Genomic DNA, 14546 nt, shown 5'->3' on the forward strand with positions numbered 1-14546 from the left:
TCTCGTAGCGGACGGGCGTGACCGGTCCCCGGCGCCTGGCCTCCCCGGTCACGCGGTCGACGTCGGCGAGCCTCGGCAGCCCCGAGCGGGCGACGATCCTCGCGCAGGTGCGGGCGGGCACGCCCGTGACGGCGGCGAGGGCGAGCGGGGCCAGGAGCATGGAACGCCTGGCCCCGATGACGCGCGCCTCGGCCTCGGCCGGCGTGGACCTCGGGAGCCTGCGGGGCCTGCTGGTCCTGTCCGACATCGGCTCGCCCCTGCGGGCGCGGGCGAGCCACTTGCTCGCGGTCTGGCGGCTGACGCCCATCTGGCGGGCGGCCTCGGCGACGCCGGCGCCGGCCTCTATGCGGGAGACGAGCGTCTCCCTTCCCCTGGGCGTGAGCCTTGCGTTAGGATGTTGGGACATGGGATGGCCCCCTTCGCTGCAAGCCTGAACAACTCACAGCATGCGGGAGCCATCCCTATTTGTCATCCCCGGGGCGTAAACAACGTCTTGGCACTGAACAGCTAAGCGCGGGTCGCGCACGGTATCGGAGCCGGCACGGCATCCGAAGCCCTTGACGGGGCGATCGGGTGCCGCGCCGGCTTCTTTGCTTCGACCGCTTAGCGCGCCTTGCGCACGGCGGCGAGGTAGAAGCCCTCGAAGCGCTGCGTGGGCGCGACGACGAGGGTGCCCGGGAGGGTCGTGGGAACCGTCGGGATCGTGCCCGCCTCGACAGCGTCCACGACGGCCTGCGCGGTCGGGGGGAGCGGGGCTGCGCCGTCGTCCTCGTCCGCGGCAGTGCGGTCGGTGAGGGGGATGAGCGTGCAATCGCGATGCCGTTTGAGCGCGGCGCGCACCTGCTCCTCGTTTTCCTGCTGCAGGATCGAGCAGGTCGAGTAGACGAGGGTGCCGCCGGGTTTCAGCACGGTGAGGGCGCGGTCAAGGAGGGCGCGCTGCGAGCGCGTCACCTTCGCGAGGAACGCGGGCGTCATGCGCTTCGCTGCCCGCTCGTCGCCGGCGCGGAGGGTTCCCGTGCCCGTGCAGGGCGCGTCGAGCAGGATCTGGTCGAACGAGAAGAACTCGTCGAGCCGGCGCGCGTCCACGCGCATGATGTTCACGTTGCGGGCGCCGAGCTTCTCGAGGTTGTAGGCGAGTTTCTCGGCGCGCGGCGCATGGAGCTCGCAGGCGGTGAGATGCGCCCTGCCGCCGGCGAGGGCGGCCATCTGAGACGTCTTCCCGCCGGGGGCCGCGCACATGTCGAGCACGTCGGCGCCCGGGCGCGGGGCGAGCACGAGCGGCGGCAGCATCGAGGAGAGGCTTTGCAGGTAGACGCCGCCCGTCTGGTAGATGGGAAGCTCCCAGACCGCGCGCTCGCGCACGCCGTCTCCGAGCACGAAGGCGTCCTCGTACCAGGGGGCGCGCTCGAAGGGGATGCCGGCGCGGGCGAGCGCGTCGGCGACCTCGGCCGCCGTCGCGACGAGGGTGTTCGCGCGGAGCGTCACCGGGCGCGCGGCAGCCTCCGCGTAGCCCGCCCGGATGGCCTCGGCGCCCGCGGCATCGCCGGATGCGCCGCGCGCGGCGAGCGCGTCCTCGATGAGGGAGGGAAGCGATGCGGTCTCGGCCATGCGGCAGCCTTTCTCCAAAGGGACGTTAGAACACCACGCCGAGCACCACGAGCGCGACGCAGATGACGAGGGCGGCGAAATCGATGCCGCGCAGCGGGTAGCGCTTGAAGGCGGAGGCACGCGTGCGCAGGTAGAAGCCGCGCTCCTCGGCGGCGAGCGCCGTCGCGTCGGTCTTGCCCACGCTCGAGATGAGCAGCGGCACGCAGAGCGGCAGCATGAGGCGGATCTTCTTCAGGGGGTTCGGCGTGTCGTACTCCACGCCGCGCGCCGTCTGCGCCTCCATGATGGCGTTCATCTCCTGGCTGAACACCGGCACGAAGCGCAGGGCGGTCGTGAACGTGAACGCGTACTTGTAGGGCACGTGGAGCACCTCGACGCAGGCGTTGGCGAGGTCGGTGAGCTGGGTGGTCACGAGCGCCGGGATGAGCGGCAGCGCCAGGCACAGCAGGCGCAGGCAGACCATGCCGCCCAGCTCGATGCCGCGATCGGTCATGAAGAGGAACACGGTGCGCCCCTCGCGCATGAGGATGGTCTGCATGAGGAACATGATGACCGCGAGCGGGATGAGCAGCTTGAGGAACGACCCCACCTGCCGCATGACGTGCACGGCGGCGCTCACGGCCAGGGTGAGCGCGAGCAGGGCGATGAGAAGGATGGGCGAATCGGCGAGCAGCGAGGCCGCGATCACGCCTGCGGCGAGCGCGATCTTGGTCACGGGGTTCAGCCGGTGCAGAATCGTGTCGCCCGGCACGTAATCGATGATGCTAACCACGGTTGACCAGCTCCTTCACGCACGCAACCACTTCCGAGACCTCATGCAGCCCGGCAAAGGCGGGCGAGACCGTCCGCTCGAGCGCGTGCGCGAGCTCGATGACCTGCGGCGGCTCAATGCGCGCCGCGCGCATGAGCGCCTCGTCGGCGAACAGCGCGCTCGCCGGCCCGACGGACAGGATCTCGCCGTCCGCCATGACCGCGATGCGCTCCGCGAAATCCGAGACGACCTCCATGTCATGGCAGACCATGAGGACGGCGCTCCCCGCGCGCGCCATGTCGCGCACCGTTTCCATCACCGTCATGCACTCGCGGTAATCGAGGCCGCTCGTAGGCTCATCGAGGATGATGAGCTCGGGCTCGAGCACCACGACCGAGGCGAGGGCGACCATCTGGCGCTGCCCGCGCGAGAGCGAGAACGGCGCCTCGTCGGCGGGCAGCCCGAACCGCTCGATAACGGGGAGGGCGCGCCGGCGCGCCTCGGCGGCCTCGACGCCCGCGAGCTCCAGGCCGAAGGCGACCTCGTCGAGGACGGTGTCGCGGCAGATCTGGTGGTCGGGGTTCTGGAAGAGGGTGGCGGCATGGCGTGCGATCTGGCTCACGCGCACGGTGCGCGTATCGAGGCCGGCAACCGTGACGCTGCCGGATGCGGGCTTGAGGAGGCCGTTGACGAGCTTGGTGAGCGTCGTCTTGCCGGCGCCGTTCTGCCCCACGATCCCGACGAGCTCGCCGGGATACACGGTGAGCGAGAGGTTCCGCACCGAGCCGCCTCCGCCCGGATAGGCGAAGGAGACGTCGCGCAGCGCCAGGATGGGCTCGCCAGCGGGCCGCTCGGCCGCGCCGTCATTCGCGGGCGCGTGTCGCACCGGGGGCTCCGCGGGGGCGGGGAGGGTGACCCCGTGCCGCGCGCAGATGCGCTCGATGAGCGCGACGGCCTCGTCGACGCGCAGGCAGGGCTCGGCCGCGTCGGTGAGGCCAGCTGCGGCCAGGCTGTTCGACACGCGGGCGACGCGCGGGCTGTCCACGCCGATCGCGCGCAGCTCAGAGGCGTGCGCGAACACCTCGCGCGGACTCCCGTCGAGGACGATGCGGCCCGCGTCCATCACGGCGATGCGCCCGCAGTAGCGCGAGAGCAGGGCGACTTTCTGCTCGATGACCACGATGGTGATGCCGAGCTCCCGGTTGATGGCGCGGAGCGTGTCGTAGACCACGAGCGAGCTCGCGGGGTCGAGGGCGGCGGTGGGCTCGTCGAGCACGAGCACGCGGGGTTGCAGGGCGAGGATGGCGGCGATGGCCACCTTCTGCTTCTGCCCGCCCGAGAGCGTGGCGAGCTCGCGATGGCGCAGGTCCGCGATGCCCACCGTCTCGAGGATGGAGCTCACGCGCTCCTCGATCTGGTCGTGCGGCACGCCGAAGTTCTCGAGGCCGAAGAGCACCTCGTCCTCGACCACGGAGGCGACCATCTGCGCGTCGATGTCCTGGAGCACGCTGCCCACCACGCGGGAGATGTCGGTGAGCGTCGCCTCGCAGGTGTCGCGCCCGTCGACGCGCACCGCGCCGTAGAACGCCCCGCCGAAGTGGTGGGGGATGGCGCCGGACATGGCGGCAGCGAGGGTCGACTTGCCGGCGCCCGAGGGGCCGATGATGCCGAGCATGTCGCCCGGGTGGACGGTGAGGGTGATGTCGTCGAGCGCGCGCGTGTCCTCGCCTGCATACGAGAACGACACGTGGTCTATATCGATGATCGTTTCCATTGCGCGAATCGTGCCTTTTCCTAACGGGGCGGTTGCCGGGCGATGTGCGTGCATCCTTGTTCAGGATTATCACAGAAAACGGGGCCGCGTGCGCAGCCCCGTCGGCGAGGGTTAAGCTAGTCGGCGATCTTGAGCGCCTTCTTGATGGGCAGGTAGAGCGCCGCGACGATGATGGCGTTCGCCACGCCCGTGCCCGCCACCACGGGGAGCATCACGACGAGCGTCGCGTCCATGGTGCGCAGCGCGTAGATGACGATGACCGCGTAGATGAGGCCGGAGAGGTAGGTGGTCACGAAGGTGCCGAGCGCGGGCACGATGGCCTTGGCCTTGGTACGCATGAGGCCGTTCACGATGAGCGCCATCACGAGCGCGGCGATGGGCTCGGCCACGAGGTCGGGCCCCTTGACCGAGGCGGAGATCTGGATCACGGCACCGGCGATGAGGCCGATGACGATGGCCTGGGGCGCCTTGGGCCGCACGACGAGGATCTCGAGGCAGAAGGCGGCGATGATGAATTCGGGGCTCAGGGTGCCCATGGTGAGGCTCGAGAGCGCCTTACCCACGGTCATGTTGAGGATGAAGCCGGCGGCGAGCAGGATGGCGAGCAGGACGAGGTTGCGGATGTCGAGGGTGCCGCGATCGACGGTGGCGACGGTGCGGGGCTGGGAGGTGGTGCTCTGGCTCATGGTGATCAACCTTTCATATCGTGCGCCGGGTACGTTTCCGGCGGGTGCGTGCGGCGTGCGGACGGGGGCGCGTGATGCGTGCCGGTCGAAGATGGTGAGCCAGGGGTTCGCACAGAAAAAGGCCCCCGGTCTCCCGGAGGCCTTTTGCTGGTACCTGGATGCAGGCGCAAGGGCTACCGTCGACCGACCGTATTCGCATCACGCCACCACCAGTTGTTGAGAGCGTTCGTGCGGTTCAACATGGCGGGGCTCCTTTCAGTCGGTCGGGCGGGCTCGTGCGCTCGCGTTGGGGGCACTATACCACAGTCGGGGCGCGCATGTTGCGCGCACGGCGAAGATTGCCGGCATGTTTCTGCGCCCCGCCCCTGGGGTCGCGGCGGGCGAGCCGCGGCTTAGCTCGCGATCTCGCCCAGGAAGGCGCGGGTGCGCTCGCTGCGCGGGTGCTCGAAGATCTCTTCGGGCGCGCCCTGCTCCTCGATCACGCCGCCGTCCATGAACACCACGCGGTCGGCGACGTCGCGCGCGAAGCTCATCTCGTGCGTCACGACGATCATCGTCATGCCGCCCTGCGCGAGCTCACGCATGACGTCGAGGACGCCGCGGACGAGCTCGGGGTCGAGCGCACTCGTGGCCTCGTCGAAGAGCATGACGTGCGGGTCCATGGCGAGCGCCCGCGCGATGGCCACGCGCTGCTGCTGGCCGCCCGAGAGCTCGTCGGGGTAGTGGTCCTCGCGCTCGGCGAGCCCCACGCGCTCCAGCTCGGCGTGCGCGATGCGCTCCGCCTCCGCGCGGTCGCGCTTCAAGACCTTCATCTGCGCGATCATGACGTTGTGCAGGGCGTCGAGGTGCGGGAAGAGGTTGAATTGCTGGAACACCATGCCCATGCGCTTGCGCACGTCGTTGACGTCGACGCCCTTCTGGCAGATGTCGTCCCCCTCGAAGATGATCTCGCCGCTCGTGGGCTCCTCCAGGCGGTTCAGGCACCGGAGCATCGTCGACTTGCCCGAGCCGGACGGCCCGAGCACCACGACGACCTCGCCCTTGCGGACGTCGAACGAGATGTCCTTGAGCACCTCGAGCGAGCCGAAGCGCTTGCTCAGGTGCCGGATGGAGAGGATGGGCTCCTCGCCCGCGGCGCTCCCCGCGCCCGCCGCTGCCTGCTTGCGCTGCTCTGTCTCTGCCATGGCTAACCCTCCTTAACGGCGGCCTTGCGGGCACGCGCGCGCTTGCGTCCGCTGTGGGTGCGCATCCGCTCTTCCAGATGACGCGTGACCTTCGAAAGCGGCAGGGTGATGATGAGGTAGAAGAACGCGGCCACGATATAGGGCGTGATCGAGCCGGTCGAGGCCACGATCGTGCGCGCGTACATCACGAGCTCCATGATACCCACGGCCGCGAGCAGCGACGAATCCTTGTAGAGCGTGATGAACTCGTTGGTGAGGTTGGGGATCACGTTGCGGAACATCTGCGGCAGGACGATGTAGACCATCGTCTGCAGCCGCCCCATGCCGAGGCTGCGCGCCGCCTCCGTCTGCCCCTTGTCGATGGAGAGGATGCCCGCGCGGAAGATCTCGCACATGTAGGCGCCGGAGTTCAGCATGAGCACGATCACGCCGAGCGGGAACTTGGGCAGGCTCAGGCCGGCGAGCGGAAGCCCGAAGAACGCGACGTAGATCTGCAGGAAGAGCGGCGTGCCGCGCATGAAGTTCACGTAGGTGGTGGCGATGCCGCGCCACAGCACGAACTTCGAGAGGCGCATGGTGGCGAGCAGCAGCGCGAGCGGGATGGCGAGCGGGAACGAGATGGCGACGACGGCGATGGAGGTGAAGAAGCCGTTGAGCACCACGGGGAAGCTCGTCACGATGAGCGTCGGGTCGAAGAAGAGGTGGAGGAAGCGGTTGGAATTCCACGCCTCGACCCACGGCTGCTCGTCGAGCCAGTGGGCGATCGACTCAGCAGTTGAGATGCCCTGCACGGAGATGGGTGGGATGTCGTCAAGCTCATGATCGCCGGTCGCGTCCGTGTAGCTCGCGGCGACCTGCATCTCGCCGCCGTTCTGCGGGAAGTACACATCATCGATCATGATGCTGAGGTGTCCTGCCTGCGTGATCGCGGGCGAGAAGTCGAAGACGATGTCCTGCCCGTCGACGCTCATGCGGTACTCGACCTTCGTGCGCGTCAAGAGGTCATCGCCGGTGAGGAGCGTGAGGGAGAGGTCGTCCGTCCCGAACGTCGTGCCCTCGGGCACGGTCAGGACGAGCTGGGAAACGCCCTCACCTTCCTCGATCGCGGTCTCGAAGGTGATGCGCGACTGGGTCGCGCCCATGATGACGGTGGGGTCGTTATCGGAGTTGGGGCGACCTGTGCAGCGCACGGTCTCCATGGCGTCGGCGGGCGCGGCGAGCGCGAGCGCGAGGACGAGCGCCGCCAGGACGGCGGCGATGCGCGTAAGGGCGCGGTCTAGGTGCGCGCTGGGTGTCGGTGTGTACGTTTCCACGGTGCCTTCCTCGATTTCTACCGTCTGCGCCCCCACCGGGCGGGCAGGGGCGCGGACATCGTCGGCATATCGCGTGCGGTCTTGGCTACAAGCACTAGCCCATGTTCTTCTCGATGAGCTCATCGAGCGTGCCATCGTCCTGGAGGGCCTCGATGGCCTCGTTCAGGGCGTCGAGCAGCGGCTCGTTATCCTTGGACACGGCGATGGCGTACTCCTCGCCCGTCGCGGAGGTGAGCACGACGTGCAGGTCGGTATAGGCGCCCGCGAGCATCTGGTTCACCACGGCGGCGTTGCCGCACACGGCGTCCGCCTGGCCCGAGTTCACGGCAGCGAAGGCGTCCGTGAAGTTGGGGAAGGGCAGCTGCTCGGCGTTCGGGTAGTTCTCGGCGGCGAAGTCGGCGCCGGTCGAGCCGCTCTGGACCGCGATGGTCACCGCGGCGTCGTTGAGCGCTTCGGCCGCGTTGTCCTCGGTGATGATCGTGTTGTCGGAGAGCGTGGCGACCGCCTGGTTGTCGACGTAGTACGGCGTGGTGAAGTTGACCTCCTCCTCGCGGTCGGGGGTGATGGAGATGCCGGAGAGGCCCGCATCCGCCTGGCCGCCCGCGACGATGGCGGGGACGATGCCGTCGAAGTCGATGTTGGTGTAGGCGCACTCGAGGCCGAGGTAGTCGGCGATGGCGCGGCCGAGGTCCATGTCGAGGCCGACGTACTCGCCGTCCTCGAGGTTCTCGAACGGCGGGTAATCGGGCGACGTCGCGAACGTGATGGTGCCCGCCTCGAGGAGGCCGAGGTCATCCGAGCCGGTCTCGGCCGAGCCCGAGCCCTCGACGACCGTGGTCTCGTCCGTGTTCCCCGAGCAGCCGGCGAGCCCGGCCATGCCCGCGATGCCTGCGACCGCGGTGGGGATGAATTGCCTGCGCGTGAGTTCCATGATGATGCCCCTTCCGATGACGCCGCCGGGCGTCCTATCCGTTCGGCGGCATGTGGTTCTGATAGAGTATGCAATTCTCTGATGAAATATGCAAGGTTGAATGAAATGTAGCCGTATAGTAACGGATGTGAAACAATAAACTGGATAATTAAGGAGCAATTAAGCATACCGGGGGCGACATGCCGGGCGTGCACCGGCCAAGCGGCAGGTAGCGGCAGGGGCCGGCGCGCGCACCGGTTCGCTGCATGCTCGATGCGGGCGAACCGGCGCCGGGCGGCAGCGCCGATGCGGGGATCTCTGCTTGTGGGGGAGGCGCGCTTGCGCCCGTCAGCCTCGGTGCAGGTTCGAGAACTCGTCGACGATGATATCGAGGCACCGCGGCAGCACGCGCGCGCCGAACACACCGGAGTTGTTCGGGATGACCTCGCCGTCGAACTGCATGCCGAGCGAGGGCTTGCAGGTGATCTTTGCCTGCTTGGCCTGGAACGTCTTGAACTGCGGGCGGCCGAGGCCCTTGCCCACCGGGTCGAGGACGGCGGCGGCCACGGTGGGCAGCAGCCCCACGAGCGTCGTGGGCTTCACCACGGCGATGTCGAGGAGGCCGTCGTCCATGCGGCAGTCGGGGAAGAGGTTGATCTCGTTTTGGATGCAGGCGGTGTTGCCCACCATGCACGAGATGCCATCGATCTCGTCCACCCGGCCGTCGTGCTCGATGGTGAAGTGCGCCACCTGCGGCTCGGGCGTCGAGAGGGCGGAGAGCAGGTAGGCGATCTCGCCGAGGTCGTTCTTCGCGGGCGCCGCCTTCTGCATGATGGTCGCGTCGAAGCCGGAGCCCGCGATGTTGATGAAACCGTGCCGGCGGGTCTCGCCGGTCTCGTCCATCCAGAAGAGCTCGCCCATGTCCACCTTCGCGGTCACGCCGGCACGGCAGGCGTGCGCGAGGGCGGCGGCGTCGGGCGCGTTGCCGATGTTCTGGAAGTAGAGGTTCGCGGTGCCGGAGGGGAAGACGAGGATGGGCACGCCGCAGTCGCGCAGAAGATCGAGGACGTTCGCGACGGTGCCGTCGCCGCCGGAGACCACGATGCGGTCGAAGGAGCGCGCGTCGGCGACGGCGTCCTCGCGCTCGAGCTCGGGGCCTATGAAGCGCAGCACGATCTCATCGCCCGCCGTGGAGAGTGCATGGATGAAGGTGAAGATCTCGTCCGAATGCGGCCCCGACGCAGGGTTATGGATGATGAGACAGCGCATAGCCTAGTTTCCGTTCCAGCCTAAGGCGTGTATAGTTACCATAATGCAATGTCGTTATCCTACCGCGGCGCCTTGCCGCCGGACGCGAGACTGAAGCGAGCATGTATATTTCCACAGACGAAGACCTCCGGTCATTCTGCGACCGCGCCCGCGCGTTCGAGGCGGTCGCGGTCGATACCGAGTTTTTGCGCGAGAAGACCTACCACCCGCGGCTCTGCCTCGTGCAGGTCGCCACGCCCGAGGAGTGCGTCGCGATCGACCCGCTGGCCGTGGGCGACCTCGCGCCGCTCGCGTCGCTTCTGGGCGACCCGGCCGTCACCAAGGTCTTCCACGCCTGCTCGCAGGACATGGAGGTGCTGCTCCAGACGCTCGGCACCCTGCCCGCGCCCATCTTCGACACGCAGGTGGCCGCGGCGTTCCTCGGCGAGCGGCAGCAGATCTCGTACAACGGCCTCGTCCACGCCTTCTGCGGCGTCACCTTGCCCAAGAGCGAGTCGCTCACGGACTGGGCGCGCCGGCCGCTCACGGTCAAGCAGCTCGAGTACGCCCTCGATGACGTGCGCTACCTCATCCAGGCCTACCACCTCATGGTGGGCCGGCTCAACACCGAGGGGCGCCTGGGGTGGGTGCTCGACGAGCTCGCCCCGCTCGCGGCGCGCGAGCACTACGAGGTCGACAAGCGCGAGGTCTACAAGAAGGTGAAGCGCGTGAACTCGTGCACGCGCCGGCAGCTCGGCATCGCCCGCGAGCTCGCCGCCTGGCGCGAGGCGCGCGCGGAGCGGCGGAACATCCCGCGCAAATGGGTCATCTCGGACGAGGTGCTCATCGCCCTCGTGAAGCGCGCGCCCCGCGACGAGGCGGGGTTTCGGAGCATCCGCGGGACCGAGCAGCTCTCCGAGGCGGACGTGACCTCCGCCCTCATGGCCGTCGAGCGCGGCATGACCTGCCCGACGGCCCAGCTGCCGCCCGCCTTCCACACCCGGCCGCGCCCGTCGGGCGACCACGAGAGCGTCGTCGACCTCATGTACGCGCTCGTGCGGGTCGTGGCGGAGCGCTCCGGCGTGGCGGCCGGCATGATCGCCTCCCGCGACGACCTCTCCGACTACGTCGAGCACCCCGAGCGGAGCCCGCTGCGCGAGGGCTGGCGCTTCGAGCTTCTGGGCGCCCGCCTGGACGACCTGCTCTCGGGCAACATGGGGCTCACCGTGAAGGACAAGAAGATCGAGATCCTCTAGGCCGCGCCCGCGCATCTCGCGACCGGCCGCTGTCCGCTGCGCTCTTTTGTCCGCGCCGTTTGCTACACTCGAATCGGCAAGAACACGCGTGAGAGAGATGATCGCATGAATGCTTGGAATCTGACCGGGACGGCGCCGCAGACGCCAGCGAAAGGCGAGGACGCGCTGTCCGTATCGCAGGCGGTGGAGCTCGCAGCGAACGCGCTCGACGCCCTGCCGATGCTCACGGTGATCGGCGAGGTGACGGGCTTCCGCGGTCCCAACGCCCGCAGCGGCCACTGCTACTTCCAGATCAAGGACGACGCCGCGGCCGTCGACTGCATCGTGTGGCGCGGCACCTACGCGAAGCGCTCCTTCGACCTGCGCGACGGCATGGAGGTGCAGTTCACCGGCAGCTTCAACCTCTACAAGCCCACGGGGCGCATGAGCTTCGTCGCGCGCAGCTTCACGCTCGCCGGCGAGGGGCTGCTGCGCCAGCAGGTCGCCGCGCTTGCCGAGAAGCTCCGCCGCGAGGGGCTCATGGACGAGGCGCGCAAGCGCCCCATCCCCGCGTTCTGCACGCGCGTCGCGGTGGTGACCTCGCTTTCCGGAGCGGTCATCGACGATGTGAAGCGCACGCTGCGCCGCCGCAACCCGCTCGTGGAGCTCGTCTGCGTGGGCGCGAAGGTGCAGGGCGAGGGCGCCCCGGCGGAGCTCATCGAGGGGCTCGCCCGCGCCGCCGCGCTCGACCCCGCGCCCGACTGCATCCTGCTCGTCCGCGGCGGCGGGTCGTTCGAGGACCTCATGACCTTCAACGACGAGGCGCTCGCCCGCGCGGTCGCCTCCTGTCCCGTCCCGGTGGTGACGGGCATCGGCCATGAGCCCGACCAGTCGATCTGCGACATGGTGAGCGACCGTCGCTGCTCGACGCCCACGGCGGCTGCCGAGTCGGTCGCGCCCGCCATCGGGGACCTCATCGACCTGCTCCATGCGCGCGAGCGCCGGCTCTGCGCCGCCACCTCGTCGCTCGTGCGCGGCGCCTCGGGCGGGGTGGGGGCGCTCTTGGCGCGATTCGAGGGCGCCATGGGCGCGCGCCTCGCCCAGGAGCGCCGCGTCCTCGACGGCCTGGGGAACCGCGGCTGCCTGCGGAGCCCGGGCTATATCGTGGAGCGCCGCCGCTCCGAGGTCGCCCAGACCGCGGACCGCTTCGAGCGCGCCGTCGACCGCTCCCAGGAGCGCTTCGCGGGCGCGCTCGAGGGCATGCCGCGGCGGTTCCACGCCGCGACGGCGCGGCTCTCGGCGTTCGGGCACGGGCTCGAGCTCGCGGATGCGCGCCTGCGCGCGGCGGGCGAGGGCATCGCCGAGGCGCGCAGGCGCGACCTGGGCGCGCAGGCGGCGAAGCTCGACGCGCTCTCGCCGCTCAAGGTGCTCGCGCGCGGCTACGCCATCGCCTACGGCGATTCGGGCGTCCAGGTGAGCGCGCACGCGTTCGCGCCGGGCGACGCGCTCCGCGTCCGCTTCGCCGACGGCGAGGTTTCCGGCACGGTGGATACGGTATCTGATCGCGGCCTTTCGGCCCGCGGTGACGAAGAGGAAAGGTGAGAGGCATGGCAGAGACGAAACCCATCGAAGAGATGAGCTACAAGGAGGCTTCCCAGGAGCTCGAGCGCATCATCCGCTCGCTCGAGTCGGGGGACCTGGAGCTCGAGGAGTCGCTCGAGGGCTATACCCGCGGCGTCGAGCTGCTCAAGAGCCTGCGCAGCCGGCTCGCGGCGGCCGAGCAGAAGGTGAGCGTCCTCATGAAGGACGTCGACGGCACGGAGACGCTCGTCGCCGCCGCGCCCGCGGACGATTCCGACGCGCTCAGGCTGTAGCGTCCCAGCGCGGCGGCGGGGTCGATCCGCCGCACGCGTTCCCGAAAGCAACCAGGCTGAAAGGAGCCTCCCATGGATGATTGCATCTTCTGCAAGATCGCCGCGCATGAGATCCCCTCGACCGTGGTGTACGAGGACGACCTCGTGATCGCCTTCGACGACCTCGAGCCCCAGGCGCCGGTCCACACGCTCGTGATCCCCAAGGAGCACTACCAGGACATCACGGACGGCGTGCCGGCCGAGACGCTCGCCGCCATGGCCCATGCGGTGGACGAGGTGGCGAAGGCCAAGGGGCTCGGCTCCGGCTTTCGCGTCATCTCGAACAAGGGCGCGGACGCCGGCCAGACGGTCATGCACTTCCATATGCACGTGCTCGGCGGCAAGCCGCTCGGCGAGGGTCTCGTCTAGAATGGTATACCGCCCATCGTGCTGCCTTCTGCCTAGCGACGCCGGCGGCATGCGAGTATCATGAAAGCGTATGTGCAGCACGGCTTCGCGCCGTGACGATCATCGCGGCCAGCGGCCGCCGACCAAGGGGGTTACATGAACGTACTGGTCATCAACGCCGGTAGCTCGAGCCTTAAGTACCAGCTGCTCGACACCAAGACGCGCGAGGTGTTCGCGAAGGGCAACGCCGAGCGCATCGGTATCGAGGGCTCGTTCATCGGGCACGAGGAGTATGGCAAGAAGGACAAGCTCGAGGTCGAGCTGCCCGACCACCGCACCGCCATCAAGCACATCTTCGACATCCTCGCGACGGTCGACGAGAAGCCCGAGGGCATCGGCCACCGCGTCGTCCAGGGCGGCTGGTACTTCCCCGAGTCCGCCGTGGTGACCGACGAGACGCTCGGCTGGGTGCGCGAGGTCGCGCCGCTCGCGCCCCTGCACAACTACGCCGAGGCGGACGTCATCGAGATCTGCCGCGAGATGTTCCCCGAGCTGGGCAACGTTATCGTGCCGGACACGGCGTTCCACTACAACATGCCCGAGCGCGCCTGGCGCTACGCCATCCCGCGCGACGTGGTGGATACCTATCATGTGCGCAAGTACGGCGCCCACGGCACGAGCCACCGCTATATCTGGCGCACCGTTGACGAGTTCATGGGCGGCGCCGCCCACAAGCTCGTGAGCTGCCATCTGGGCTCCGGCGCGTCGCTCTGCGCCATCGAGGACGGCGCGTGCATGGACACGACGATGGGTCTCACCCCGCTCGACGGCCTCATCATGGGCACGCGCTGCGGCACCGTCGACCCCGCGACCGTGTTCTACCTCAACCGCGTCGCCGGCATGAGCATCGACGAGATCGACACCATGATGAACAAGAAGTCCGGCCTGCTCGCCGTCTCGGGCGTGTCGAGCGACTCGCGCGACGTCTGCGCCGGCGCCGCCGAGGGCAACGAGCACTGCGCCATGGCGATCGAGATGTTCTGCTATCGCGTCGGCCAGCTCTTCGCCGAGATGGCGGCCTCTATGGGCGGCGTCGACACCATGGCGTTCACGGCGGGCATCGGCGAGAACTCCGTCGAGCTGCGCCAGGGCGTGGCGGACAAGCTCGCCTGGCTCGGCGTGAAAATCGACCCCGAGCTCAACACCATCCGCTCGGACGATCCGCGCGTCATCTCCACGCCGGATTCCGCCGTCACCGTGCTCGTGGTGCCGACGAACGAGGAGCTCATGATCGCCCTCGACGTCGAGGCGCTGCTGGGGTAAGGCCCGTGTAGCGGCCTGCCCCCAGGTACGCCGCCTGGCCGTCTCGGAGCTTTTGCATGGAGCCCGATTCCGGTTTTCGCCGGGGTCGGGCTCATTGCATGCCGGGCGTCCATAGCGCTCAGAGCTGCTCCCGAACCGACCTCGTGCACATTTTTAGTAGGAGGCGGGTACTTTTTTGTCGTTTCGCGGGGGGGGGGTACCTCTTTGGAGCTATAATCGCCGAAGAAGTGTGCTTTTTGGCTGCTTGCGCGTA

Annotated in this window: 14 protein-coding genes; 5 read left to right on the plus strand and 9 right to left on the minus strand. The window is 68.7% G+C overall.

Annotated features, from left to right (window positions below; genetic code table 11):
- The 9 genes from B5G02_RS06395 to B5G02_RS06435 all read right to left on the minus strand — a co-directional run.
- On the minus strand, positions 1–406 hold a 406-nt coding region (locus tag B5G02_RS06395; protein ID WP_143758290.1), incomplete at its 3' end, for a leucine zipper domain-containing protein.
- 197 nt (positions 407–603) lie between these two features.
- Positions 604–1608, minus strand: coding sequence for an RsmB/NOP family class I SAM-dependent RNA methyltransferase (locus tag B5G02_RS06400; RefSeq protein WP_094335626.1), 1005 nt, complete (start codon positions 1606–1608; stop codon positions 604–606).
- A 25-nt stretch (positions 1609–1633) separates the two neighbouring features.
- On the minus strand, positions 1634–2380 hold the full coding sequence (locus B5G02_RS06405; RefSeq protein ID WP_094335627.1) for an energy-coupling factor transporter transmembrane component T family protein: 747 nt from the start codon (positions 2378–2380) through the stop codon (positions 1634–1636).
- Positions 2373–4133 carry an ABC transporter ATP-binding protein gene (locus B5G02_RS06410; RefSeq protein ID WP_094335628.1) on the minus strand — a complete coding sequence of 587 codons (1761 nt, stop codon included), beginning with the start codon at positions 4131–4133 and terminating at the stop codon, positions 2373–2375. The genes B5G02_RS06405 and B5G02_RS06410 overlap by 8 nt, the downstream gene beginning before the upstream one ends.
- A 116-nt stretch (positions 4134–4249) precedes the next feature.
- Positions 4250–4819, minus strand: coding sequence for a hypothetical protein (locus B5G02_RS06415; RefSeq protein WP_094335629.1), 570 nt, complete (start codon positions 4817–4819; stop codon positions 4250–4252).
- Between the two features lie 392 nt (positions 4820–5211).
- Positions 5212–6003, minus strand: a complete 792-nt coding sequence (locus B5G02_RS06420; protein ID WP_094335630.1) for an amino acid ABC transporter ATP-binding protein — start codon at positions 6001–6003, stop codon at positions 5212–5214.
- A gap of 2 nt (positions 6004–6005) precedes the next feature.
- Positions 6006–7316 carry an amino acid ABC transporter permease gene (locus B5G02_RS06425; protein ID WP_094335631.1) on the minus strand — a complete coding sequence of 437 codons (1311 nt, stop codon included), beginning with the start codon at positions 7314–7316 and terminating at the stop codon, positions 6006–6008.
- Between the two features lie 94 nt (positions 7317–7410).
- The gene (locus B5G02_RS06430) at positions 7411–8247 is read right to left on the minus strand and encodes an ABC transporter substrate-binding protein (protein ID WP_094335632.1); all 837 of its coding nucleotides are present in this window, start codon (positions 8245–8247) and stop codon (positions 7411–7413) included.
- A gap of 327 nt (positions 8248–8574) precedes the next feature.
- Positions 8575–9495, minus strand: coding sequence for a diacylglycerol/lipid kinase family protein (locus B5G02_RS06435; protein WP_094335633.1), 921 nt, complete (start codon positions 9493–9495; stop codon positions 8575–8577).
- A gap of 101 nt (positions 9496–9596) precedes the next feature.
- On the opposite strand from B5G02_RS06435, the gene rnd reads away from it, so the two are divergent.
- The 5 genes from rnd (at position 9597) to B5G02_RS06460 (ending at position 14293) form a co-directional block, all read left to right on the plus strand.
- Positions 9597–10730, plus strand: coding sequence for a ribonuclease D (gene rnd / locus B5G02_RS06440; RefSeq protein WP_094335634.1), 1134 nt, complete (start codon positions 9597–9599; stop codon positions 10728–10730).
- Between the two features lie 105 nt (positions 10731–10835).
- A complete protein-coding gene (gene xseA / locus B5G02_RS06445) occupies positions 10836–12311 on the plus strand; it encodes an exodeoxyribonuclease VII large subunit (protein WP_094335635.1) in 1476 nt (491 codons plus the stop codon).
- Positions 12312–12316: 5 nt separating this feature from the next.
- Positions 12317–12583, plus strand: coding sequence for an exodeoxyribonuclease VII small subunit (gene xseB / locus B5G02_RS06450; protein WP_094335636.1), 267 nt, complete (start codon positions 12317–12319; stop codon positions 12581–12583).
- Between the two features lie 72 nt (positions 12584–12655).
- On the plus strand, positions 12656–12991 hold the full coding sequence (locus B5G02_RS06455) for an HIT family protein (RefSeq protein WP_094335637.1): 336 nt from the start codon (positions 12656–12658) through the stop codon (positions 12989–12991).
- A gap of 135 nt (positions 12992–13126) precedes the next feature.
- Entirely contained in the window at positions 13127–14293 is a 1167-nt protein-coding gene (locus B5G02_RS06460) for an acetate/propionate family kinase (RefSeq protein ID WP_094335638.1), read from the plus strand.
- Positions 14294–14546: the final 253 nt, after the last annotated feature.

The organism is [Collinsella] massiliensis (genome assembly GCF_002161605.1).
Taxonomy (GTDB): Bacteria; Actinomycetota; Coriobacteriia; order Coriobacteriales; family Coriobacteriaceae; genus Enorma.

Coding starts and splice junctions, on each gene's coding strand:
- B5G02_RS06460 (WP_094335638.1), top strand. CDS start 13,127: ATGAACGTACTGGTCATCAACGCCGGTAGCTCGAGCCTTAAGTACCAG.
- B5G02_RS06415 (WP_094335629.1), bottom strand. CDS start 4,819: ATGAGCCAGAGCACCACCTCCCAGCCCCGCACCGTCGCCACCGTCGAT.
- B5G02_RS06400 (WP_094335626.1), bottom strand. CDS start 1,608: ATGGCCGAGACCGCATCGCTTCCCTCCCTCATCGAGGACGCGCTCGCC.
- xseA (WP_094335635.1), top strand. CDS start 10,836: ATGAATGCTTGGAATCTGACCGGGACGGCGCCGCAGACGCCAGCGAAA.
- xseB (WP_094335636.1), top strand. CDS start 12,317: ATGGCAGAGACGAAACCCATCGAAGAGATGAGCTACAAGGAGGCTTCC.
- B5G02_RS06435 (WP_094335633.1), bottom strand. CDS start 9,495: ATGCGCTGTCTCATCATCCATAACCCTGCGTCGGGGCCGCATTCGGAC.
- B5G02_RS06420 (WP_094335630.1), bottom strand. CDS start 6,003: ATGGCAGAGACAGAGCAGCGCAAGCAGGCAGCGGCGGGCGCGGGGAGC.
- rnd (WP_094335634.1), top strand. CDS start 9,597: ATGTATATTTCCACAGACGAAGACCTCCGGTCATTCTGCGACCGCGCC.
- B5G02_RS06410 (WP_094335628.1), bottom strand. CDS start 4,133: ATGGAAACGATCATCGATATAGACCACGTGTCGTTCTCGTATGCAGGC.
- B5G02_RS06455 (WP_094335637.1), top strand. CDS start 12,656: ATGGATGATTGCATCTTCTGCAAGATCGCCGCGCATGAGATCCCCTCG.
- B5G02_RS06430 (WP_094335632.1), bottom strand. CDS start 8,247: ATGGAACTCACGCGCAGGCAATTCATCCCCACCGCGGTCGCAGGCATC.